Genomic DNA, 23,337 nt, shown 5'->3' with positions numbered 1-23,337 from the left:
CCCCGGTTACCGTGTTGCGCAGGATATGCACGTTCTCGCATAGGGTCTCGCCTCAAGGCGAGCAGACGCGATCGGCTTGCCGCAGGTCTCGCAGACGCCGTAAGTTCCGGCATCCAGTCGCTCCAGAGCCGCGCCGATGTCGCGGAGGCGCTGCGTGGACTGGGCGAGCAGGGCATCCGTCTGTGACCGCTCGAACGCCAGCGTCGAGCCCTCCGGGTCGTGCTCATCGTCGTTGTTGGAATCCTGGCGGGCGGCAACCAGGGCGCTGATGTCCGCGCCGAGGGTCGACATGAGCTGCACGGTCTCGTTCTGCTCGGCGATCAGCAGTGCGCGGAACTTGTCGGTGTTCATTTGCCGAGCGCCTCGGTCAGCTCCAGCCACCGCAGTTCGAGTTCTTCCATCGAGGTCTCCAGCGACGAAATCTCGGTAGAGAGGGCGCCCAGGCCGGTGTAGTCGTTCTGGTCGTGCGCAGCCATCCGGTCGTGGATCTCCGAGATTTTTCCGGTGACCTTCTCCAGCTTGCGGCTGACCGAGGCCAGCTCCTTCTCGGCGTTGCGCAGCTCAGCGCCGGCCAGCCTGGAGGTGCCAGGCGTCTTCGCCGTGTTGCTGCCCGCCGGAACCCCGCCGGTCGTCGTCGCACCGGAGCGGATCTTCAGGTACTGGTCGACCCCGCCGGGGAGGTGCCGCATCCGCCCGTCCAGGATGCCGTACTGGTTGTCGGTCACTCGCTCGAGTAGGTACCTGTCGTGACTGACGACGATGAGGGTGCCCGGCCAGGAGTCGAGCAGGTCTTCGATGGCGGCCAGGATGTCGGTGTCCAGGTCGTTGGTGGGCTCGTCCAGGATGAGCACGTTCGGTTCGCCGAGCAGGATGAGGAGCAGCTGCAGCCGGCGACGCTGGCCGCCACTCAGCTCTTTGACGCGGGTGCTCAGCTGGGCACTCATGAAGCCCATGCGCTCGAGCAGCTGGCCGGGGGTCAGCTCCTTGCCGCCGGTGACGTAGGAGCTCTTCTGGCGGGCGATGACATCCATCACCCTGTCCTCCTGGATGTCGGCGAGCTCGTCCAGCTGCTGGCTCAGGATGGCGACCTTCACGGTCTTGCCGCGCTTCACCCGGCCCGTGGTCGGTTGCAGCGTGCCCGCGATCAGCGACAGCAGTGTCGACTTTCCCGCTCCGTTGACGCCGAGAATTCCGGTGCGCTCGCCCGGTGCGATGCGCCACTCGATGTCCTTCAACACTTCGCGGTCGCCAAAGCTGACGCCGACATCGAGCAGGTCGACGACATCCTTACCCAGCCGTGAGGTGGCCAGCTGGCTCAGCGCAACAGTGTCGCGCGGCGGCGGCTCGTTCGCGATCAGCTCGTACGCGGCATCCATCCGGAACTTCGGCTTCGCGGTACGTGCGGGTGCTCCCCGGCGCAGCCAGGCCAGCTCCTTCTTCATCAGGTTCTGGCGCTTCGCCTCGGTGACGGATGACATCCGGTCGCGTTCCACCCGCTGCAGGATGTACGCGGCATAGCCCCCCTCGAACGGCTCGATGAGCTGATCGTGCACCTCCCAGGTGTCGGTGCAGACCTCGTCGAGGAACCACCGGTCGTGGGTGACGACCACGAGTCCACCCTGGGTGGCCGGCCAGCGCTTCTTCAGGTGCCCGGCGAGCCAGGCAATGCCCTCGACGTCGAGGTGGTTGGTCGGCTCATCGAGGAAGATGACGTCCCAGTCGCCGACCAGCAATTTGGCCAGGCCGACGCGACGGCGTTGACCACCGGAGAGCTGGCCGAGGGTGGCATCCCACGGAATGTCGACCAGGAGTCCGTCGATGACGTCGCGGATGCGGGCATCCGAAGCCCACTCGTACTCTTCGCGGTCGCCCACGATGCAGTGACTGACGACCAGGGTGTCGTCGAGCTCGTCGCCCTGGTCGAGCATGCCAATAGTGACCCCGCCGCGCCGCGTGACGCGTCCGGAATCCGGTTCTATGCGCCCGGCGAGCAGGCGCAGCAAAGTCGACTTGCCGTCGCCGTTGCGGCCGACGACGCCGATCCGTTCACCCTCGTTGATGCCGATGGTGACTTTGTCGAAGATGACGCGGGTCGGGTATTCGAGGTGCAGGGACTCGGCCCCGAGAAGATGTGCCACTGGACTGACTGTAGCCGGTCAGCCTGTGACTTGAATCCTCACGCGTGCTGGGGCCCGGGCCGCATCGCGTGGGCCATCCACCACCAGGAGAGCCAGCCGATCACCGCAGAGATCGCGAGGTTCAGCATGAACGACACGATGGCGAGGATGATGGTGATCGTGACGCCGCTCTCGAACGAGTTGTATGCATCCGGTGCGATGACTCCCACAAATTGCAGCGGAAGCCAGGCAATCCACGACACGAACCAGCTCGCGGCAATCGCGACGCCCGCACCGGCCCACGTGACACCCCACGGCGACGGGTGATGTGCCCTCGCCAGCATGCCCCGGCTGATGAACAGGGACCATACCCACACGCCGATGCCGACGAGGCCGGCGATGACCAGTGGGATGATCCAGGCACCCGGGTTGATGCTCTCGATGAACTCCTGTAAGCGGAAGTAGTCGGCGTCGGCACCGTTACCTGATGCCCCGACCACTCCGAGCATCCAGGCGAAGAAACCGGCAAAGAGTCCGATGCCGGCGGCCGTGGAGAACAGCCCCCAGCCGATCGACATCACGGTGAAACTGACCGCACCGGCGACGGATGCCGATTTCTTCAGTTCCGGGGACAGCGGCGGCTTCTTTGCGACCGCCTGGTACGACTGTTGAGGGACGGGCGGTGGAGCGTACGGGTTCGACTCACTCATGCCACCTAGCCTAAGGAGTCACTGCCCGTGCCGGGAAGCGCTCCATGCTTCCGACGAGAATGCGAAAAGTCACCGAAAATCGCGGCGTTGGGCGACTTATCGCCTTCTCGCACGCACGGGTGGCGACGAGACGACGTTTCCCGCCCATCCGTGGGCACTCAAGTGGGAAGCGATGAGGGCGATCGTGTGCTCCCGCCGTTCGAAGATGTGTCGCGGCGTGAGTTGGATGACCGTCCAGCCGGCCTCCTCGATGCGCTGCCTGCGGTCGATGTCGTTGAGAAAACGGACGCGGTCGGTGCGATGCCCGTCCCCGTCGTACTCCAGCACGAGCTTGAACTCGGCGAAGACCAGATCGGACTCAGCCACCCAGCGCCCGGCATCGTCGCGCACGATTCCATTGACAACCGGCTCAGGGAAACCTGCGTCGATCACCAGCATGCGTGCGAGGGACTCCATCCGGGACTGCGCTCCAATGCTGGCGCGGCCTGCCGCCTCGCGCAGACGCCTTCCGCCGCGCTGTCGCCCCCACATTTTCGCCGCGTGCGCGAGCTCCCCGAGTGAGGTGAGCGGCCGGTCCCCGCCGACCATATAGTCGGCCACTGCCACGAGGTCGTCCCGATCCAGAACTCCAGCCAGTTCGCACCAGGTCTGCAGGGCGGACCCGACCGGATAGCCGTTCCGACTCATGACGCGCTCCCGGCCCCGCTGGACCGAGTGCCCGACAACACCCACCGTCCGAGGAACGCTGCTCGGCGCGATCGCGGTGACGTGGAGACGAAGGTCTGCCTCGACGGAGAGCGGCACGGGCATCCCGTGAATGAGCGCCGCCGTCGCATGGCTGAAGAAGTGGTCTGGCCGCAGCCGTGGACGGTACGCCAGACACAAGCCGAGAACTCTGGTTTCGTCCAGGCGTTTCGAGCGGATGCCATGAAACGGCCGCGCGAGGTCGGAGCCGAAAAGGCGGTGCTTGCCGAGCCCGAGCTCCCTGGCTCGGGCAACCGTGAAGCCCGAGGCGTTCAAGGCGGGGTGAAGGGGAACCTTGCGCGGCATCCGCCCATGGTGCCCGATGGCGAGCATTCGTCGCCGAAGTTGTCCACCGTGCCATGCTCCCCAATGCATGAGAAGGTAAAACGTCACCTAAGAATCGGTTTTTCGGTGACTTTTCGCCTTTTCGCGGAATGGGTTGAGAGCGGCGAATACTCAATGATTCACGAGAAGACGAAAAGTCACCCAACGAGCGAGTTTTCGGCGACTTTTTGCCTTTTCACCTGAAGTGGGCGAGGGAAGGGACCCGGAGAACCGGAGAATGGAAGCACGTGACGAGGAGACACGCTAATAGCGTGGGTCATAAGGCGGGCTACTCGGCGACCAGCCGCGCGCCGTGCACGGGGCCGGTCGCGCGCACCACGGTCAGCCGCGCGGCGCTCAATGCGATCTGCAGTTCCAGCGCATTGTCGAGGTCTGCGGCAAGGAACGCGACAGTGGGGCCCGATCCCGAGATGATGCCGGCGAGCGCCCCGTTCGCCTCGCCCAACTCGATGATGCGGGACAGGCCCTGCTCGAGGTGCAGCGCCGGGGCCTGCAGGTCGTTGTGCAGCACTTCGGCCAGCATCAGCGGATCGCCGGCCCGCAACGCCTGAAGCACGTTGGCGTCGACGTGCGGTTGCGCCTGCACCGGGAAGATGTCCTGGGCGTGGCGGTCGCGGTGACGATCGAGTTCGTCGTAGACCTCGGGGGTGCTGAGGCCGTAGTCGGCGAGCGCCAAAACCCACTGGAACGTCCCCTTGGCCAACGCGGGGCTCAACTGGTCGCCGTTCCCGGTACCGATCGCCGTGCCACCGGTGAACGCGAACGGAACGTCCGCACCGAGCTGGGAGGCGAGGTCGAGCAGTTCTTCCCGGGTCAGCCCGGTTCCCCACAACGCGTCGCAGGCGAGAAGGGTGGCCGCGGCATCCGCTGACCCCCCACCCATGCCGCCCGCAATCGGGACGTGTTTCTCGATCTCGAGCCGCACGCCGCGCCGGTATCCGGTCTTGCGTGCGAGCAGGCCGGCCGCCTTCAGCGCCAGGTTGGAGCCATCCGTCACCAACTCGGAGCAGTCGATCGGACCACTGAAGCTGACCGAAAAATCGTCGGCGTGGCTGGCCCAGACATCTTCGTAGAGCGAGACAGCCTGGTACGCGGTGGCGACATCGTGGTAGCCGTCTTCGAGCAGGGCGCCGACCTTCAGGTACACGTTGATTTTGCCCGGTGCCCGTGCGTGCACCACCTTCGATGCAGCCCCGGTGGTCATGCGTTAAACCTAGTCGACTGATCTGTCCACTCTGGACGCGAGTGCGTCGAGAACCGCGGCCAGCTCCGCTTTCGCCTCGCCCAGGCGCTCCGCGTGCGCAAGCTTCGAGTGGGTGAGCACGATGCGGGACTTGCCTCCGCCGCCAGGGCTGACCGTCGCCAGGGCCGTCGTGCCGTCGGCGAGTTTCCAGCGGGCGGTCGGATGCTTCGCGTTAGGGCTCACACTGACCGGCTCGCTGCCGGCCGCGGCACCGTAGGCGTCGATTGCCAGCTCCAGCGCGTCGGACTGGGGCCGCTCCACCGTCTTGCTGGCGCTCGTCGAAAAGGTGCCGTCTGGCTGCTGCCCGGGGACCCGCATCCCTTTCGCCTGCTCGTAGCCGACGGTCACGCCTTGCGCCCACCAGCCATCAACGCCGTGGGTCTCGCGCAGCCAGGTGGCGATCTGCGTGTGCGTCCAGGTGCTCGCGTTGTGCTCGTCGAGGAGTTCGTGCCACTGGTCCCGCGACCGACCGGTCGCCGCCAGCAGCTTTTCGGCTGAGATGTTCTGCTCGGATACGCCTGCCATGCCTGACAGGCTACCCGGCACTAGATCGCCCGGGCGATACTCAAGAAGTCGTGCACCGTGAGCTGCTCACCGCGTTGGGTCGGCGGGATGCCCGCCTTTTCGAGGGTGGCGGATGCCTGGGCCGAACTCCCGAAGGATTCGGCCAGTGCCTGTCGCAGCATCTTGCGCCGCTGGCCGAAGGCGGCATCCACCAGCCGGAACGTCGCCAGTCGCTCCTCTTCGGTGCCGATCGGCTCATCGCGCACGCGGAACCCGACCAGGATCGAGTCGACGTTCGGCACCGGCCAGAAAACCTGCCGACTGACCATGCCCGATGTCTTCCAGTGCCCGTACCAGGCCGCCTTGACGCTCGGGCTGCCGTACACCTTCGACCCCGGGTCGGCGGCGATGCGCTGCCCGACCTCGGCCTGCACCATCACCAGGCCGGAGCTGATTCCGCGAAAATGCTCGAGGAAATGCAGCAGTACCGGCACCGAAACGTTGTACGGCAGGTTGGCGACCAGGGTGGTCGGGTTGCCTGGCAACTCGGTGATGGTCATGGCGTCGTGCGTGATCACGGTGAGGTCAGCATCCGGTTGCAACTGGGCGACGGTGAGCGGAAGCTGGGCCGCCAACCGCACGTCAATTTCGACGGCGATGACGGATGCGCCCACCTCGGTCAGCCCCAGGGTGAGCGACCCGAGTCCAGGCCCGACCTCGACAACGGTCTCCCCGGGCTGCACTCCGGCTACCTTGACGATGCGGCGCACGGTGTTCGCGTCGAGAAGGAAGTTCTGGCCCAGCTTCTTGGTCGGCTGGATGCCGAGCAGGTCGGCGAGGTCCCTGATCTCGGCCGGTCCCAACAGTGTCTGCGTCACGCGAGCTCGTGCGGTTCGATGGCCGGGTCGAACGGCGAAGCGCCGTCCTGGGTCACCGGCTCGGCGTCCCAGCTGCCGTAGACCAGTTCGGTGTTCGACGAGATCTGGGCGGCCAGCATGGACGCTTCGGTGCCCAGGTGGTCGGCCATGAAGCGGAGGGTGTGCGGGATCAGGTAGGAGGAGTTCGGTCGCCCACGGAACGGCATGGGCGTTAGGTAGGGCGCATCCGTCTCGATCAGGATCTGGCTGCGCGGGACTACCTCAAGCGCACTACGGAGATTAGTGGCGTTCTTGAAGGTCACCGTCCCGGCGAAGGACAGGTACCAGCCGTTGTCCGCGCAGAGCCTCGCCATCTCGGCGTCGCCGGAGAAGCAGTGGAAAACGGTGCGCTCGGGTGCACCCACCCGGCGCAGGGTGGCGATCACCTCGGCGTGGGCGTCCCGGTCGTGGATCTGCAGGGCGAGGTCATGCTTCCTGGCAATCTCGATGTGCGCTTCGAACGAGCGGAACTGCGCGGCGCGGCCATCCCCCCCGGTTCGGAAGAAGTCGAGGCCGGTCTCACCGACGGCGCGCACGCGGGGAAGTCCAGCCAGCACGTCGATCTCCGCCAGGGCCGCATCAAGCTCGTCCCCTAGCCTCGGCGCCTCGTTCGGGTGGATGGCGACCGCGGCGAGGATCCGCGGCTCCCTGGCGGCAATCTCCGCCGACCAGCGGGAGGATTCGAGGTCCGTTCCCACCTGCACGACACCGCGCACGCCCACGCTGCTCGCGCTGTCCAGTTGGTCGCGGTAGTCAGGGGCGTCGTCGCCGAGCCCCATCTCGAGGTGGGTGTGGTTGTCGTAGACCGGCACCACCAGCGGTTCTGGCAGCGGGGGGTAACTCAAACCGCTGCCTCCACCTGCTCGATGCGGGGGAACAACGCTGTGAGGGTGCCCACCTTGGTGCCGGGGTCCAGTTGGCCCCAGGTGCCGGCATCCGGGATGAGTTGGGCCTGCACCTCTGACTCCTGCCCAAGCGCTTCCCACAGCTTCGCGGTCGCATCGGGAATGAACGGTGACAACAACACGGCGAGGGCGCGCAACCCGTCAGCCGCTGTATAGAGAACCGTTCCGAGGCGCTCGCGAGTGTCATCGTTCTTGGCCAGCACCCACGGTTCCTGGATGGTGATGTAGCCGTTCAGCTCATCGACGATGGCCCAGATGGCGGCATGAGCGTCGTGAATCGCCAGCTTCTGCATCGCAGCGTCTGCGCCCGTGACAGCATCCGCCACCGTCCTCTGGATGCCGAAGTCGGCCTCGGTGTAGTCGCCGGGCGCTGGCAGCACGCCGTCGTAGTAGCGGTTCACCATGGCGATGACGCGGGAGGCCAGGTTGCCGAAACCGTTCGCCAACTCCGCCTGGTAGCGGGCAGCCAGGTCTTCCCAGCTGAACGAACCGTCCTGGCCGAAGTGGATGGCGCTCATGAAGTAGTAGCGGAACGCATCCACGCCGAACGTGTCGGTGATGTCGGATGGGGCGATACCGGTCAGCTTCGACTTGGACATCTTCTCGCCGCCGACCAGCAGCCAGCCGTGACCGAAGACCTTGGTCGGAATGGGCAGCCCTGCCGCCATCAGCATGGCCGGCCAGATCACGGCGTGGAAACGGGCGATGTCCTTGCCGACCAGCTGGGTGGCCGGCCAGCGGCGGTCGAACTGCTCCTGGTCGACGCCGTAGCCGATCGCGGTCACGTAGTTGAGCAGCGCCTCGAACCAGACGTAGACGACATGCTTGTCGTCCCAGGGGATCTGGATGCCCCAGTCGAAGCTAGAGCGGCTGATCGAGAGGTCGCGCAGCCCCTGCTTGACGAACTGGATGACCTCGTGGCGCACGCTGTCCGGTTGCACGAAGTCGGGGTTCGACTCGTAGAGGTCGAGCAGCGGCTGCTCGAAGTCGCTCATCCGGAAGAAGTAGTTGGTCTCCTTGAGCACTTCAACCGGCTTGGAGTGGATGGCGCACACCTGCTGGCCCTCGAACTCGCCGGTTCCCGGGATCAGGTCGCCCGGCTGCTTGTACTCCTCGCAGCCGACACAGTAGTGGCCCTCGAACTCGCCCTGGTAGATGAACCCGTCGTCGTAGAGCTTCTGCAGGAACAGCTTCACGCCGGTCTCGTGCCGCTCATCGGTCGTGCGGATGAAGTCGTCGTTGGCGATGTTGATCGTCTCGAGCAGCGGCTTCCACGCGGTGTCGACGAGGCGGTCGGCCCACTCCTTCGGGTTCACCCCGTTCGCGACGGCGGTGCGCAGGATCTTCTGGCCGTGTTCATCCGTTCCGGTCAACAGCCAGGTGTCGTCGCCGCTCTGACGGTGCCAGCGCGCGAGCACGTCGGCCGCAACCTCGGTGTACGCGTGGCCGATGTGGGGCACGTCGTTGACATAGAAGATGGGCGTCGCAATGTAGAAGGAGTCACCGGCGGCCATGCGTTCCATCCTAAACGGGGCGCGGATGCGGTTACGCGCCTCCAACCGCGAGCCGGTTTGTTGACAGTGACGACCCCCGAGGCCGCGTGTGGTCAACAAACCGTCTGGCGGTTGGGGCAGACTCAGCGGGCGGCGAGGGCGCCCTCGTACAGCTCGCGCTTGCTGAGGCCGGTTGCCTCGGCCACCTCGGAGGCAGCATCCTTCAGCCGCGACCCGGATGCCACGAGAGCCTGCACCTGCGCGATACCGGTCGGCAGGTCGATGGTGAGGGCAGCGGCACCCTCGATGACGATGCAGATTTCGCCCTTCACCCCGTCGGATGCCCACTCGGCCAGTTCTGCGGCGGCACCCCGCTTCACTTCTTCGAACATCTTCGTCAGTTCACGCACAACGGCGACCCGGCGTTCGGCTCCGAGAACGGATGCGACATCCGCCAGCGACTCCGCCAGCCGGTTCGGCGACTCGAAGAAAACCATGGTGCGCGGCTCGCGAGCGAGGGCCGTGAGCACTCGGCGCCGGTCGCCGCCCTTGCGCGGCAGGAACCCCTCGAAGCAGAACCGGTCGGTCGGAAGTCCGCTGAGGGCCAGCGCCGTCAGCACAGCGGATGGCCCGGGGATCGCGGTCACGGTCACACCAGCCGCGGCCGCCGCCGACACGAGCGCGAAGCCGGGGTCGCTGATGGCGGGCATTCCGGCGTCGGAGAGCACCAGGACATCCGCCTCCCGCGCCAGCTCGATGATCTCGGCAGCCTTGTCGAGTTCGTTGTGCTCGTGCAACGGGATCAGCCGCGGACGATTCTCGATGCCGAGCGCCCGCATCAGGTGCACCGTGACGCGGGTGTCCTCCGCCGCGATGACGGTCGCTGTGCTGAGCGCCTCGACCAGTCGCGGCGAGGCGTCGCCGAGGTTGCCGATCGGGGTGGCGGCGAGGATGATCATCGCCCCATCTTCCCATTGGACCGCTGCGCCCCGAAGCCCTCCCCCCGCCGCCCAGTCGGAAGATTCCGAGGGTCGGCGGGCACACTCACCCCCGGAATCTTCCGCCTCAACCCTGAGTGTCGGTTCGCTAGCATGGCGGGATGAGCAGCGGACCCGTGCGCACCGGCGACGCACCGGTCGCCAGCCGCACGTACTCCACGCGCACGGACGAGTGGTGGGGGCGGATGCTGCGGTCGCCTTTCCGGCAGCGGCTCTGGCAGTGGGGCGGCCCGATCGCCGTCACCCTGCTGGCGGCCGTGCTGCGCCTCTGGAACCTCGGCAACCCGCACTCGCTGGTCTTCGATGAGACCTACTACGTGAAGGACTCGTGGACGCTGCTGCACCTCGGCTACGAGTCCGCCTGGCCCCAGGAGCCGAACCCTGACTTCGAGGCAGGCCACGTCGACGGCTTTCTCACCGACCCGGCCTTCGTCGTGCATCCGCCGCTCGGAAAGTGGCTGATCGCCCTCGGCCTGGCCGTCTTCCGGGCCGAGGACAGCGTGGGCTGGCGCATCAGCACGGCTGTAGCCGGCATTCTGGCCGTTGCGCTGGTGTGCCTGGCCGCGTGGCTGCTGCTCCGTTCGACCGCCCTGGCCACGATCGCCGGGGGTCTCATGGCGATCGACGGGCACGCGATTGTGCTGTCCCGGGTGGCGCTTCTCGACAACTTCCTGATGCTGTTCGCCCTCCTCGGTTTCATCGCGGTGCTGCTCGACCGCTGGCACAGCCGTGGCCGCCTTGAGGCGTGGCTGGCCGCCCGCCGTGGGCGTTCGAAAGACCTCGGCCCGGCCCTGTGGTGGCGGCCCTGGCTGATCACCGCCGGGCTGCTGTTCGGGCTGGCATCCGCCGTCAAGTGGAGCGGCCTGTACTTCCTCGCCGTCTTCGCCATCTACACGCTGGTAGTGGATGCCGTCGCCCGCCGCCGTGCCGGCATCATGTTCTGGGTTTCCGGCACCATCCTGAAGCAGGCACCGGTGAGCTTCGTGCTGACGGTGCCGATCGCGGCGGCCGCACACCTGGCGAGCTGGACCGGCTGGTTCGTGACCAGCGGCGGCTACTACCGCCAGTGGGCCCAGGAGGCCGGCAACGCCTGGCAGGGGCCGCTCGCCTGGGTTCCCGCCGATGTGCAGAGCTTCTGGCACTACCAGGTGTCGGCCTACAACTTCCATGTCGGCCTGAGCACCCCGCACAGTTATTCGGCGGATGCCTGGACCTGGCTGTTCCTGACCCGGCCGACCAGTTTCCACTATTCGGAAGTCGACGGCACCGCGTCACTGATCACCTCACTGGCGAACCCGCTTATCTGGTGGGCAGCCGGAGCCGCCCTGGTCTACCTCGTCTACCGGCTCATCCGCTACCGGGAGTGGCGTGTCGGCCTGATCCTCACCGGGGCGGCCGCCGGCTACCTGCCCTGGCTGCTCTATCCGAGCCGCACCATGTTCCAGTTCTATGCGATCTCGTTCGAGCCGTTCCTGATCCTCGGGCTGACGATGGTGCTCGGGATCATCCTCGGCCGCCGCACCGACCCGACCTGGCGAAGGCCCAGCGGCATCCGCCTGGTCGCCGTCTTCCTCATTGCGGCGGCGCTGGTGAGCGCATTCTTCTACCCGGTGTGGGCGGGGATTCCGATGCCTGAACTGTTCGTGCGCTCACACTTCTGGCTGCCGGGCTGGCGCTAGCCGTCGAGGACTTTCAGCCCGATCACGCATCCGACGATGCCCAGGACCAGCAGTACCTTGAGGATGGACGCGGTCTCGCCACCGAAGATCATCGCGTAGGCGACGGTCAGGGCCGCACCGATGCCGACCCAGACGGCGTAGGCGGTGCCGGTCGGGATGTCTCGCATCGCCCAGGCGAGGCCGGCCATGCTGAAGGCGAGGGCGATGAAGAAGGTGACGGATGGCCACAGCTTGGTGAAGCCCTCGGATCTGCCGAGGGCAGTCGCCCAGACGGCCTCAAGAACTCCGGACACGACCAGAATGATCCACGCGAACATGACAACGACCTTTCCTGGTCAGTCTTGTCGCTCGCCGGGTACTGCTCCCTCGTCCGGAGACCGACACGCTGCGGCCTGCCTCCATTCAACCACCGCAGCGTGATCATCCGCTGTGCAGTGCGCGGAAGGGTGCTGGCTGAGTAGCGACCCGCACAAACGCGAGCAGGGTTCGCATATACCGAATGAATCGCCCAAGATGTGAATCGACACGCCGTTTGATCGACGAATTGTCCCCCAAATGGCGGACAAACGTCCCCCAGTTCGCGGTAGCAGTCCAATATATCTCAGGGTAGCGTAGCTGACCCAAGGCCCCCGGCTTTGCTTACCCGAACAGCATTGGGCCTTCCTCTTGAGGATCAGCATGAGCGCCCCCAACCCGACCTCGCGTTCCCAGCGCCACCAATGGGGAGCCGAGAAGAGCACCGAACCCCTGCCTTCAGTACACCCGCGGCCCAGCGATCGGGCGATCACCTACAGCCGCCTGGCCATCGTCGCCACCGTGCTGTTCTGGCTCGGCTATCTGATCTACACGATCATGGCCCAATTCCTGAACAACGGCACCGAGAGCTTCCGGTTCACCACCGAAGCGATCTCCTACCTGGTTGTCGTCACCTTCCTGACGTTCTCGGCCCTCATGTACCTGATGGCCAGGCACGGTGCGCTCCAGCGCTTCCGCCACCACGTTCGGGTGCCGCGGGCTGAGCTCGATCACCACTTCGGGCAGGGGCACGGCGCCATGACGGTGCTGGTTCCCTCCTACAGCGAGGAACCGGATGTCGTGCGCGCGACGCTCTGGTCGGCCTGCCTGCAGGAATACCCATCGATGCGTGTCGTGCTGCTGCTGGACGACCCGCCGTTCCCGACCCATCCTGCCGAGATCGGCCGCCTGGAACAGACGAGAAGCATCACCACGGAGATCCAGGAAGCCCTGGCCGCGCCGGCTGCCCGCATGAACGCGGCATTGTTCCAGTTCGAGTTCGACAGCCAGGTCGACGCCATAGACGAGACATCGTTGACGACGCTGGCCGAGCACTACCGCTGGGCTGCCGACTGGCTGGAGCGTCGCGCGCGCAGTGGGAAGGTCGAAGACCACGTCGACGTGTTCTTCGTCGACCAGGTGTTGCGCGGCCTGGCCGGGGAACTGCGAATCACGGTGGCCGCGCTCGAGGCGGCCCAGCGAGAGCACATGGCGCCATCCGCCTCACGGATGCTCGAACTGTACCGCCGCCTGGCGTGGATCTTCTCCGCCGAACTGGCCACGTTCGAGCGCAAGCTGTACGCATCCGTGTCCCACGAAGCCAACAAGGCGATGAACCTGAACGCCTACATCGGGCTCATGGGCGGCATCTACCGGCCGGAGGAGACCCCGTACGGAACCGTGCTGCGTGCGGTGGAGAGCGCGGAACCGGGCGATCTCGCCGTTCCGGATTCGGAGTACCTGCTTACCCTCGACGCCGACTCACTGCTGCTTCGGGACTACTGCCTGCGCCTGGTCTACTTCCTCGAGCAGCCGGACAACCAGCGAGTTGCCGTGACGCAGACGCCGTATTCGTCGTTCCGCGGTGCTCGCACCAGGATCGAGCGGCTGGCCGGTGCCACCACGGACCTCCAGCACATCCTGCACCAGGGCAAGACCTTCCACAACGCGACGTTCTGGGTGGGGGCGAACGCGGTCATCCGCAAGAAGGCGCTGGAGGACATCGTCGAGACGGAGACCGTCGGTGGGTTCACCGTGCGTCGCTATGTGCAGGATCGCACGGTCATCGAAGACACCGAGTCGAGCATCGACCTAGGGACCCACGGATGGTCGTTGGTGAACTATCCGGAGCGGCTGAGCTACAGCGCGACCCCGCCCGACTTCGGGTCCCTGGTGGTTCAACGTCGCCGCTGGGCCAACGGCGGACTGCTCATCATGCCGAAACTGGTGAGACAGGTACGGGAACGCAGATCGCACGGAGAACGCGTGAGCTGGTCGGAACTGGCGTTGCGCGTGAACTACATGTCATCCATCGCCTGGGCCAGTTTCGGGCTCATCTTCCTGCTCGCCTACCCATACGACGGTCGCCTGCTCAGCCCGGTCGTACTTCTCGCAGCCCTCCCGTACTTCATCGCCATGGCGGTTGACCTGCGGTACTGCGGGTACAAGGCGAGCGACGTCTTCCGCATCTACGGCTTCAACCTGATCCTGCTGCCGGTGAACCTCGCCGGCGTCTGCAAGTCCATCCAGCAGGCCATCACCAGCAAGAAGATCCCCTTCGCCCGCACCCCCAAGGTGCGCAACCGAACGGCCGCTCCTCTCATCTACGTGGTGGTGCCCTACCTGATCGTGGCGTTCTCCGTGCTCACCTTCCTGCGGGACTTTCAGGCGCAGAACTGGGGCAACGCTGCGTTCGCGGCATTCAACGCCGTGCTCGCCAGTATGGCGATCGTCGCCTACATCGGCATCGGACACTCACTCGTCGACATCTGGATCGGCCTGACCAAATGGCTCTACGTCGAGAGAAAACCCCGGGACAACCGCAGCCGCCCACAGCCGGTCACCGCCGACCAACCCATCGATTGGAGGGCGATCCTGTACTACGGCGACACGGTGCAATCGGCGCCACCCGACCGCGAGTCGATCCTGGTCACCGAGCTGCAGGATCACGGAATCACGGAGCTGCGTTCCTCATGAGGTCGACCGGGGGGCGTTCTGAAGGGCGGCGGCTGGCTCCTCTGCGGGTCGTGCTCGCACTCATCCTGACTGCCGTGCTGGCGAGCGGAGGCTTCTTCGCCTACCAGTGGTGGGCATCCGCACAGGTGCAGGCACCGGTCGAACCGTGGTTCGCCGCCTACGTGGACGTGACTGCCACGCCGACCTTCGAGTTCGAGTCCCCGGCAACCGACTCCGCGAGGGACGTCATGCTCTCATTCATCGTGGCGTCGGCCACCGACGGCTGTGAGCCGACCTGGGGAACCGCGTACACGCTGGACGAGGCGGCGGAGAAGCTCGACCTCGACCGGCGGTTGGCCAGGCTCGAGCAGCAAGGCGGTGGAATCGCCGTATCGTTCGGCGGGCTCAACAATGACGAGCTGAGCACCAGTTGCGACGATCGGGCCAAGCTTGCCGAGGCGTACCGCAGCGTCATCGACCGCTACAACGTATCGACCATCGACCTCGATATCGAGGGCGACGACCTCTCCGACGCTGAAGCCGGGGAACGCCGGGCTGAGGTGCTCGCCGAGGTGCAGGCCGGGGAGCGCGCCGCGGGGGACGATCTCGCCATCTGGCTCACGCTGCCGGCAGCCACCTACGGCCTCACCGAGGAAGGTGCAACCGCGGTAGAGCAGTTTCTTGAGGCGGGCGTGGACCTCGCCGGGGTCAACGCCATGACGATGAACTTCGGCCAGAGCCTCGCCTCCGACGAGAATTCGGCCGAAGCCAGCATCCGCGCCCTGACCGAGACTCATCGGCAACTCGACTTCATCTACAGCAACGCAGGCATCGAGCTCACCCCTGGCACCCTCTGGACCAAGCTGGGGGCGACGCCGATGATCGGCCAGAACGACCTGGTCAATGAGGTCTTCACGCTGGATGACGCTCGGGCGCTCAACACGTTCGGCCAGGCGCAGGGGCTGGGGCGCATGTCCATGTGGTCACTGAACCGCGACACCACCTGCGGCCCCAACTACGCAGACGTCACCAGGGTTTCGGATGCCTGCAGCGGCGTCTCACAGGGTGACCTGCGTTTCTCGGACCTGCTGGCGCAAGGCTTCGAGGGCCGCGCGGTGCACGCCGCCGACCATGTCACCACGCCAGAACCGCTCGACGCGGCCGACCTGGTCGACGACCCGAAGAGCAGCCCTTACCCGATCTGGGCGGAGACCTCCTCGTATCTCGAGGGCACCAAAGTGGTGTGGCACCGAAACGTCTACCTGGCCAAGTGGTGGACGAAGGGCGACCTGCCAGACAACCCCGTGCTGAACAGCTGGGAAACTCCGTGGACCCTGATCGGCCCCGTGCTGCCCGGGGAGAAGCCGATCAAGATGCCGTCGCTCCCCTCCGGCACTTACCCCGATTGGGCGGGCACAGCCATCTACGACAAGGGTGACCGCGTGCTGTTCGACGATGTTCCGTACGAAGCGAAGTGGTGGAATCAGGGTGAGAGCCCGGAGGCGTACTCGTCCAACCCCGACAGCTCGCCGTGGGCCCCTCTGACGGTCGATGAGATCCGCGAGGTGGAGGAGAGTCTCGACGACTGAGCCCGCGCCACGGCTCAGCCCAGCTCGCGGGCATCCGTTGTCGGCAGCCGGCAGACGAACTTGCGGCACAGGTAGGCGGTGGGCTCGCCGCTCGGCGCCGTGCGGCCCTCGAACAGCTCGAAGCCTGCTTCGGCGAGGGCGGATGCCTGCGGCTCGGTCACCGAGGCGACGAGGGTCGCCGGGTGGGTGCGGGCCGCGGTGGCCACTCCTGGTGACGCAGCATCCGTGGGCGAGACGATGACGAGTTGCACCGGCTCGGAGGCAAGCTCCGCCATCAGCCGGAGCGCCGCCCCGAAGCCGATCGGGCGGGCGACGGCGGGTGCCGCAACCATGGCCATGGCGTGGCGGGCGGCATCCAGGTAGCGACGATCCGCGGTGAGCAGGTACAGCGTGTGGACGGCCGAAGCCGTGGCCGTCAAACCGGACGGGTAGGCCCCTTCTGACGGGTCGGCGGCCAGCGCGGTCCCGTGCGCGACCAGCACCGGGTCGGCCCCGCCCGGAACCGTGAAGGGATTCCCGGCGCTCGGAACCGCCGGGAGCGTGGAGTCGACGAGCTTCCGGCCGGCCACGGCGTAGTCGGCTTGCCCGGTCGCCAGCGCCAGTTCGAGCAGACCCTGGGCGAGCATCCCGTAGTCCTCCAGCGTCGCCGTGGCCGTCGAGGTGCGCCCGGCAATGGACGCTCGAACCAGCCGACCATCGGCCAGAAGGTGGTGAGCCAGCAGGTAGTCGGCTGCCCGCCGGGCCGAGTCCAGCCAGTCTGGCCGGTCGAACGCGAAGCCGGCGCGAGCGAGGGCGCCGATCGCCAACCCGTTCCAGCCGGCGAGCACCTTCTCGTCGCGCTTCGGAGGTGTTTGCCTGGAACGCCCGGCCGGCGACAGAGCGTAGTAGTCCCCCTCGGTCAGCTCCCCATCGACGATGCTCTCGCTGTCCTGGGCGGAAGCGAAGCCGCCGGCCGGCAGCTGCAAGACATCCTCCAGAAAGTCGGCAGCGCCATCCGCGGAGATCGCCGCCCAGTCGGCACCGGTCAGCTTCCATGCCTGCGTGTACGCGTCGAGGAGGAGCGCGTTGTCGTACAGCATCCGCTCGTAGTGGGGCTCGGTCCAGTCCCGCATGGTTGCATAACGGAAGAATCCGCCCTCGATCGGGTCGCGCAGCCCAGACGCAGCCAGCCGCTCAAGCGTACGCAGCGCGAGCGCGTTTCCGCTGTCCCCGGCAGGTTCGGACAGCAGGAAGAGCAGCACCGGTGCGACCGGGAACTTCGGTGCGCCACCGAAGCCGCCGTACTCGGCATCCTCGTATGCCTCCAGCTGCTGCACCGCACCTGCGAACTCGGCCGGCAGTTCGCCGGCGGCAGGCAACGACTGCTCAGCGAGGGCAGCGACGACGGCCGACGCCGTGTTCTCCACCTCATCCCGATGGTCGGTCCAGGCACCGTTGATGGCTTCCAGCACTTGGCGTAACGACGGATGCCCGGCCAACGCGACCGGCGGAAAGTACGTTCCGGCATAGAACGCCTTGCCCTCCGGTGTCAGGAACACGTTCAGCGGCCAGCCCAGGTTCTCGGTGAAAGCGCTGGCCGCGGCCAGGTAGCTGGCGTCGACATCCGGATGCTCTTCGCGATCCACCTTGATGGCAACGTAGTGCTCGTTCAGGTACTCGGCGAGGGCAGCGTCACTGAACGATTCCCGCGCCATGACGTGGCACCAATGGCAGGTGGCGTAGCCGATCGACACCAGCACAGGCACGCCGCGGCGCTCGGCTTCGGCGAACGGCTCGGCTCCCCACTGCCACCACTCGACCGGGTTGTCGGCGTGGCTTCTCAGGTAGGGGCTGACGGCATCCGCCAAGCGAGTGGCCATGCCACCACGCTACGCCCTGGGAGTTCAGGATGCTCGGCGGAGGCGCCACGCGTTCCAGGCGAGCTGCAGGGCGCAGAAGACCAGCAGCAGCGCGAACAGCATGCTGCCCAGCGCCGGCGGCATCAGCACCGACACGGCGACGCCGCCGAACGATGCGGGAATCGCGAGCAGGCCGATAACGGCGGATGCTCGCAGGTCGACGTTCCGGCGCCTCGAGTTGGCGAGCGTTCCGGTCACAGCTGTGGGGATCATCATGAGCAGGGACGTGCCCTTCGCCACCAGGTCGCCCACGCCGAAAAGCAGCATCAGCGCAGGAACGATGATGACGCCGCCGCCGATGCCCAGCAACCCGGAGACGATGCCGACGACCAGGCCCAGGGCGAGCAACCCGGCGATAGTGGCCACCCCGAATTCGAGGTCGGCCGAACGATCCGGAACGAGGAAGAACATCCGCGCCGCGACCAGGGCGAGGAAAGCGACGAAAATCCAGCGCAACAGGCGCTGGGGCATCCGGTGCATCAGCCAGGTGCCGAGCAGGGAACCGCCGATGGCGCCAACCGCGAGCACGCCACCGGCCACCCAGTCGACGTTGCCGATTGCTGCGTAGCCCACCAGGCCGGCGATCGCCGTCGGCAGCACGGCGGCGAGGGAGGTGCCGGAGGCAAGCCGTTGCGAGAATCCGAGGGCCAGCACCAGGAGCGGCACCAGGATGATTCCGCCGCCGACGCCGAACAGTCCGGAGAAGAACCCGACAAGCAGGCCGATGGCTCCGAGGCCCAGCAGCCGCCGGCGAGGCAGCCCCACTAGCTGACGTCGTCGGGGTGGCTGCTCACGCGACCGCCCCGCTCCAGCGCGGTGATCGCGGCGACCTGCGCCTCGGTGAGTTCGAAGTCGAACACCTCGAAGTTCTCCACCATCCGCTCGCGACGATTCGACTTGGGGAAGACGATGTTGCCGGTCTGCAGGTGCCAGCGGATGACCACCTGGGCGGGCGACTTGCCGTGAGCCTCGGCAGCATCCGCCACCGCGCGCTCGCCGAACAGGTCGTACTTGCCCTGGCCGAGCGGGCCCCAGGACTCGATCTGGATGCCCTTCGAGCGTGCGAACGATGTCGTCTCACCCTGTTGATACGCCGGGTGCAGTTCGAGTTGGTCAACCGCCGGAACGATCGTGCCCTCGGCGAGCAGCCGCTCCAGGTGCGGGACGAGGAAGTTCGAGACGCCGATCGAGCGAGTCTTGCCCTCCGCCTGGAAACGCTCCAGCGCGAGCCAGCTCTCCACGTAGCGGTCATGAGCCGCAGCCGGCCAGTGGATCAGGTACAGGTCGACGTAGTCGAGGCCCAGCTTGGTGAGGCTTTCCTCGATCGCGGCGTTCGCGGCATCCGTCGCCTGGTTGGTGTGCCACTGCTTGGTGGTGATGAACAGCTCGTCCCGCGGGATGCCGGATGCGGCGATCGCCCTGCCGACACCCTCCTCATTCCCGTAGATGGCAGCGGTGTCGATGTGCCGGAAGCCGACCTCAAGGGCGTCGCTGACGATGCGCTCGGTCTCGACCGGGTCGACCTTGAAAACACCAAAGCCGAGTTGGGGAATGTTGTGGCCGGAATTGAGCGTAATGGTGGGGACAGTCATGCCGTCAATCGTATGCGCGGCTACAGGTGGCGCTCGTCCGGACCGTTGTAGGCGCTCAGCGGGCGGATGAGCGAGTTGGCCTCGAGCTGCTCCATCACGTGGGCCGTCCAGCCGGTGATGCGGGCGGCCACGAAGAGCGGCGTGAACATCTCGGTGTCGAAACCCATCAGGTGGTAGGCCGGCCCGCTCGGGTAGTCGAGGTTCGGTTTGATGCCCTTACGAGCATCCATCGCCGCCTCCAGGTTGGCGTACAGTTCGGCGAGGTCCGGCCGGTCGTACTCGGCGATGAGTGTGTCGAGCGCCGCCTTCATGGTGGGCACGCGTGAGTCGCCCTTCTTGTAGACCCGGTGGCCGAAACCCATGATCTTGCGCTTCTCGGTGAGCGCGGTGTTCAGCCACTCCTCCGCCATGTCCGCCGTACCGATCTCCTCGAACACGTGCATGACCGCCTCATTCGCGCCACCGTGCAGCGCGCCCTTGAGCGCCCCGATCGCGCCGGTGACAGCACTGTACAAATCGCTCAGGGTGCTGGTGATGACGCGGGCGGTGAAGGTTGAGGCGTTGAACGAGTGCTCGGCGTACAGGATCATCGACACGTCGAATGCGCTCACGACGGTGAGGTCGGGAACCTCGCCGAAGGTCATGTGCAGGAAGTTGGCGCTGTACGACAGGTCGTCGCGTGGCTCGACCAGCTCCAGGTCGCGGCGGCGGCGCTGGTCGTAGGCGACGATGGCCGGCAGCTGTGCGAACAGGTACACCGCGCGGCCCTCGTTGAGGTTGCGGTCGGTGAGGCCATCCGTTGCGGTGAGCGTCGGATCGGTGGCGCCGATCACGCTGACCGCCGTACGGACGACGTCCATCGGATGCGCGGTGAGCGGCAGCTCGTCGATAACCCGTTTGGTGCGCGCATCGAGCGGGCGCAGGGAACGCTCCAGCTGCTGGAACTCCTCCAGCTGAACCCCGGTGGGAAGCTCACCGTGCCAGAGCAGGTAGGCGACCTCTTCGAAGGTGCATTTCTCGGCCAGCTCCTGAACCGGGTAGCCCCGGTACAGCAACGAGTTCGTTTCGGGATTGACCTTCGAGATCGCGGTCGTGTCTGCCACGACACCGTCGAGCCCCTTGCGGATTTCGTCGCTCATTGTGCTCCCTTGCTGCGTTCGTGCGTCGGTACTTCGAACAGTAGTGATTCAATCACTGCCCGAGGGTGAAGTTGAAGACGGAGGAGTCGAACGAGTTGTACGCCTCATAGTCGAGCAACTCGTACAGGCGGGCCCTGGTCTGCATCTCGCCGACCGCCGCCTGTTGCGTTCCGTCAGCCAGCAGCGTGTCCAGCGTGCGCTCGGCGGCGCCCATCGCACTGCGCAGCAGGGTGACCGGGTAGATGACGATGTTGATTCCGATGTCCGCGAGCTGGGCCGTGGTGAACAACTCGCTCTTGCCGAACTCGGTCATATTGGCGAGGATCGGCACGTCGACCGCCTTCCGCACCGCCTCGAACTCGCCGAGGTCGCGCATGGCCTCCGGGAAGATGGCGTCAGCGCCGGCATCCACCAGCTCCTTCGCACGGTCGATGGCCACGTGTAACCCATCCACGGCGCGGATGTCGGTGCGCGCCATGATCAGGAGGTTCTGGTCGCGCCGCGCATCCGCTGCCGCCCGGATGCGCTTGATCGCGGTGTCAGAGTCGACGACCGCCTTGCCGTCGAGGTGACCGCAGCGCTTCGGGTTGACCTGGTCTTCGATGTGCAGTCCGGCGACTCCGGCATCCTCGAGGGTCTGCACCGTGCGGGCGACGTTCATCGGCTCGCCGAAGCCGGTGTCGGCGTCGACGATGGCGGGCAGGTCGCTCATCCGGGCGATCTGGCCGGCGCGCTGGGCAACCTCGGTGAGGGTGGTGAGTCCGATGTCGGGCAGGCCCAGCTCGGCGCTCAGCACTGCTCCGGAGATGTAGACGCCCTCGAAGCCCTTCTCCTGGATGAGTTTCGCGCTCAGCGGGTTGAAGGCCCCCGGGAAACGCAGCAGCTCGCCGGTCTTCAGGGCCGCGCGCAGCTTGGCGCGCTTGTCGGCTGGGGAGGTCTTCGCGTAGAGCATTAGAAGATCCCCTTCGCGGTGTTCGTCTCGATGGCGGCGGTGACGTTGAGCCCGGACAGCTCGGCAGCGGTCAACTCGGGCAGGCGCTGGGCCACCTCCAGGAAACGATCGATCTCGCGCTGCTCCAGCACACCGTCAGCGAGGGTGCGGAACTTGGCAACGTACTGCGCCCGTGCAAACGGCCGGGCGCCGAGCGGATGCGCATCCGCCACCGCGATCTCGTCGACAATGCGGGTTCCGTCGGCCAGTTCGATCTCGACCCGGCCGCCGAACGCCTTCTCGGCGGAGTCGATCGAGTGGTAGCGGCGGGTCCACTCCGCATCCTCCTGCGTGGTGACCTTGTTCCAGAGGGCAACCGTGTCGGGCCGGCCGGCACGCTCGGGCGCGTAGGAGTCGACGTGGTGCCAGCTGCCGTCCTGCAGGGCGACGGTGAAGATGTACGGGATCGAGTGGTCCAGGGTCTCCCGGCTCGCCGTCGGGTCATACTTCTGCGGGTCGTTCGCGCCGGAGCCGATCACATAGTGGGTGTGGTGGCTGGTGTGGATGACGATGCTCTTGACCGTTTCCGGGGTCAGGCCCGGGTGCTCGCGGTGCAGCTTGCGGGCCAGGTCGATGAGTGCCTGCGCCTGGTACTCCGCCGAATGCTCCTTCGTGTAGGTGTCGAGGATGGCGCGACGGGCCTCGCCGCGCTCGGGCAGCGGAACCTCGTAGTGCGCGTCCGGCCCATCGAGCAGCCAGGCGATGACGCCGTCCTCGCCCTCATAGATCGGGGTCGGGCTGGTCTGGCCGCGCATCGCCCGATCGACGGCTTCGACCGCCATCTTCCCGGCAAACGCGGGGGCGTGCGCCTTCCAGGTGGAGATCTCGCCCTTGCGCGACTGGCGCGTGGCGGTGGTGGTGTGCAGCGCCTGCCCCACCGCCTGGAAGATCGTCTCGGAGGGGAGCCCCAGCAGCGTGCCGATGCCGGCCGCCGCACTCGGACCGAGGTGGGCGACGTGGTCGATCTTGTGCTTGTGCAGGCTGATCGCCTTCACCAGGTTCACCTGGATCTCGTAGCCGGTGACGATGCCGCGCAAGAGGTCTGAGCCATTTCGGCCGACATGCTGGGCGACGGCCAGGATCGCCGGGATGTTGTCCCCCGGGTGCGAGTAGTCGGCGGCGAGGAAGGTGTCGTGGAAGTCGAGCTCACGCACGGCGACACCGTTCGCCCAGGCGGACCACTCCGGGCTGACCAGGTCAGCGACGCCGAAGACGGTTGAGCCATTTCTGCTGGTCGAGCTTGTCGAGCGTTGAACTGAGCTTGTCGAAGTGACCGGATGTGCCAACGCCTGCGCCCGTGCTGCCACCACCGGCTCGCGGCTGAGCGACGCGGTTGCGACCGCAGCGTTGTCGATGACGCGGTTGATGACCATGTCGGCCACATCATCCGTCACCGCTACCGGTTCTGACGCGACCTCGGCGATCTTCCAGGCGAGCTGGTCCTGCTTCGCCAGGTTGTCCGAACTGGGGTGCACGCGCACGGGGTGGAGCTTCATGGTGGTC

20 protein-coding genes and 1 riboswitch are annotated in these 23,337 nt (G+C 66.4%); of the genes, 3 read left to right on the top strand and 17 right to left on the bottom strand.

All coding sequences use genetic code 11. The features are described from left to right. Positions 1–6: 6 nt before the first annotated feature. From ACX3O0_RS15915 to rsmI, 10 genes are all read right to left on the bottom strand, one after another. Positions 7–351, bottom strand: a complete 345-nt coding sequence (locus ACX3O0_RS15915; RefSeq protein ID WP_459093622.1) for a TraR/DksA family transcriptional regulator — start codon at positions 349–351, stop codon at positions 7–9. Beyond that, positions 348–2,138 carry an ABC-F family ATP-binding cassette domain-containing protein gene (locus ACX3O0_RS15910; RefSeq protein ID WP_459093621.1) on the bottom strand — a complete coding sequence of 597 codons (1,791 nt, stop codon included), beginning with the start codon at positions 2,136–2,138 and terminating at the stop codon, positions 348–350. The genes ACX3O0_RS15915 and ACX3O0_RS15910 overlap by 4 nt, the downstream gene beginning before the upstream one ends. Before the next feature lie 38 nt (positions 2,139–2,176). Next, the gene (locus ACX3O0_RS15905; protein WP_459108391.1) at positions 2,177–2,827 is read right to left on the bottom strand and encodes a hypothetical protein; all 651 of its coding nucleotides are present in this window, start codon (positions 2,825–2,827) and stop codon (positions 2,177–2,179) included. 96 nt (positions 2,828–2,923) lie between these two features. Further along, a complete protein-coding gene (locus ACX3O0_RS15900) occupies positions 2,924–3,964 on the bottom strand; it encodes a hypothetical protein (protein WP_459108390.1) in 1,041 nt (346 codons plus the stop codon). Positions 3,965–4,184: 220 nt separating this feature from the next. After that, entirely contained in the window at positions 4,185–5,120 is a 936-nt protein-coding gene (locus ACX3O0_RS15895; RefSeq protein ID WP_459108389.1) for a 4-(cytidine 5'-diphospho)-2-C-methyl-D-erythritol kinase, read from the bottom strand. A gap of 9 nt (positions 5,121–5,129) precedes the next feature. Further along, on the bottom strand, positions 5,130–5,684 hold the full coding sequence (locus ACX3O0_RS15890; RefSeq protein ID WP_459108388.1) for a hypothetical protein: 555 nt from the start codon (positions 5,682–5,684) through the stop codon (positions 5,130–5,132). A gap of 20 nt (positions 5,685–5,704) precedes the next feature. After that, a complete protein-coding gene (gene rsmA, locus ACX3O0_RS15885; protein WP_459108387.1) occupies positions 5,705–6,541 on the bottom strand; it encodes a 16S rRNA (adenine(1518)-N(6)/adenine(1519)-N(6))-dimethyltransferase RsmA in 837 nt (278 codons plus the stop codon). Then, complete coding sequence (locus ACX3O0_RS15880; RefSeq protein ID WP_459108386.1) at positions 6,538–7,425, bottom strand: TatD family hydrolase; 888 nt, start codon at positions 7,423–7,425, stop codon at positions 6,538–6,540. The genes rsmA and ACX3O0_RS15880 overlap by 4 nt, the downstream gene beginning before the upstream one ends. Continuing rightward, positions 7,422–8,999 (bottom strand): methionine--tRNA ligase, encoded by a 1,578-nt coding sequence (metG, locus tag ACX3O0_RS15875; protein WP_459108385.1) that lies wholly within the window; start codon positions 8,997–8,999, stop codon positions 7,422–7,424. Before metG ends, ACX3O0_RS15880 begins: the two co-directional genes overlap by 4 nt. Positions 9,000–9,121: 122 nt before the next feature. Next, positions 9,122–9,937 (bottom strand): 16S rRNA (cytidine(1402)-2'-O)-methyltransferase, encoded by an 816-nt coding sequence (rsmI, locus tag ACX3O0_RS15870; protein ID WP_459108384.1) that lies wholly within the window; start codon positions 9,935–9,937, stop codon positions 9,122–9,124. A 140-nt stretch (positions 9,938–10,077) separates the two neighbouring features. Between rsmI and ACX3O0_RS15865 the strand changes: the two genes are divergently transcribed. After that, the gene (locus tag ACX3O0_RS15865; RefSeq protein ID WP_459108383.1) at positions 10,078–11,655 is read left to right on the top strand and encodes a dolichyl-phosphate-mannose--protein mannosyltransferase; all 1,578 of its coding nucleotides are present in this window, start codon (positions 10,078–10,080) and stop codon (positions 11,653–11,655) included. Here the strand turns inward: ACX3O0_RS15865 and ACX3O0_RS15860 are convergent. Continuing rightward, the gene (locus ACX3O0_RS15860) at positions 11,652–11,972 is read right to left on the bottom strand and encodes a DMT family transporter (RefSeq protein ID WP_459092870.1); all 321 of its coding nucleotides are present in this window, start codon (positions 11,970–11,972) and stop codon (positions 11,652–11,654) included. The two genes, ACX3O0_RS15865 and ACX3O0_RS15860, sit on opposite strands and share 4 nt — an antisense overlap. Positions 11,973–11,985: 13 nt before the next feature. Continuing rightward, a riboswitch (guanidine-III (ykkC-III) riboswitch) is annotated at positions 11,986–12,053 on the bottom strand. Positions 12,054–12,333: 280 nt separating this feature from the next. On the opposite strand from ACX3O0_RS15860, the gene ACX3O0_RS15855 reads away from it, so the two are divergent. After that, complete coding sequence (locus ACX3O0_RS15855; protein WP_459108382.1) at positions 12,334–14,646, top strand: glycosyltransferase family 2 protein; 2,313 nt, start codon at positions 12,334–12,336, stop codon at positions 14,644–14,646. Positions 14,647–14,696: 50 nt separating this feature from the next. After that, positions 14,697–16,214, top strand: coding sequence for a chitinase (locus ACX3O0_RS15850; protein ID WP_459108381.1), 1,518 nt, complete (start codon positions 14,697–14,699; stop codon positions 16,212–16,214). A 14-nt stretch (positions 16,215–16,228) separates the two neighbouring features. On the opposite strand, the gene ACX3O0_RS15845 is transcribed toward ACX3O0_RS15850, so the two are convergent. The 6 genes from ACX3O0_RS15845 to ACX3O0_RS15820 are packed head-to-tail and all read right to left on the bottom strand — an operon-like array spanning position 16,229 to position 23,330. Continuing rightward, a complete protein-coding gene (locus ACX3O0_RS15845) occupies positions 16,229–18,073 on the bottom strand; it encodes a thioredoxin domain-containing protein (protein ID WP_459108380.1) in 1,845 nt (614 codons plus the stop codon). Positions 18,074–18,097: 24 nt separating this feature from the next. After that, a complete protein-coding gene (locus ACX3O0_RS15840; RefSeq protein ID WP_459108379.1) occupies positions 18,098–18,877 on the bottom strand; it encodes a sulfite exporter TauE/SafE family protein in 780 nt (259 codons plus the stop codon). After that, positions 18,877–19,704 (bottom strand): aldo/keto reductase, encoded by an 828-nt coding sequence (locus ACX3O0_RS15835; RefSeq protein ID WP_459108378.1) that lies wholly within the window; start codon positions 19,702–19,704, stop codon positions 18,877–18,879. Before ACX3O0_RS15835 ends, ACX3O0_RS15840 begins: the two co-directional genes overlap by 1 nt. A gap of 20 nt (positions 19,705–19,724) precedes the next feature. Next, positions 19,725–20,843 (bottom strand): bifunctional 2-methylcitrate synthase/citrate synthase, encoded by a 1,119-nt coding sequence (locus ACX3O0_RS15830; RefSeq protein ID WP_459108377.1) that lies wholly within the window; start codon positions 20,841–20,843, stop codon positions 19,725–19,727. A gap of 52 nt (positions 20,844–20,895) precedes the next feature. After that, positions 20,896–21,795, bottom strand: a complete 900-nt coding sequence (prpB, locus tag ACX3O0_RS15825; RefSeq protein WP_459108376.1) for a methylisocitrate lyase — start codon at positions 21,793–21,795, stop codon at positions 20,896–20,898. Beyond that, on the bottom strand, positions 21,795–23,330 hold the full coding sequence (locus tag ACX3O0_RS15820; protein ID WP_459108375.1) for an MmgE/PrpD family protein: 1,536 nt from the start codon (positions 23,328–23,330) through the stop codon (positions 21,795–21,797). Before ACX3O0_RS15820 ends, prpB begins: the two co-directional genes overlap by 1 nt. Positions 23,331–23,337: the final 7 nt, after the last annotated feature.

The sequence above is a fragment of the Homoserinimonas sp. A447 genome, from assembly GCF_054489325.1.
This window is presented reverse-complemented; position numbering and strand designations above follow the sequence as displayed.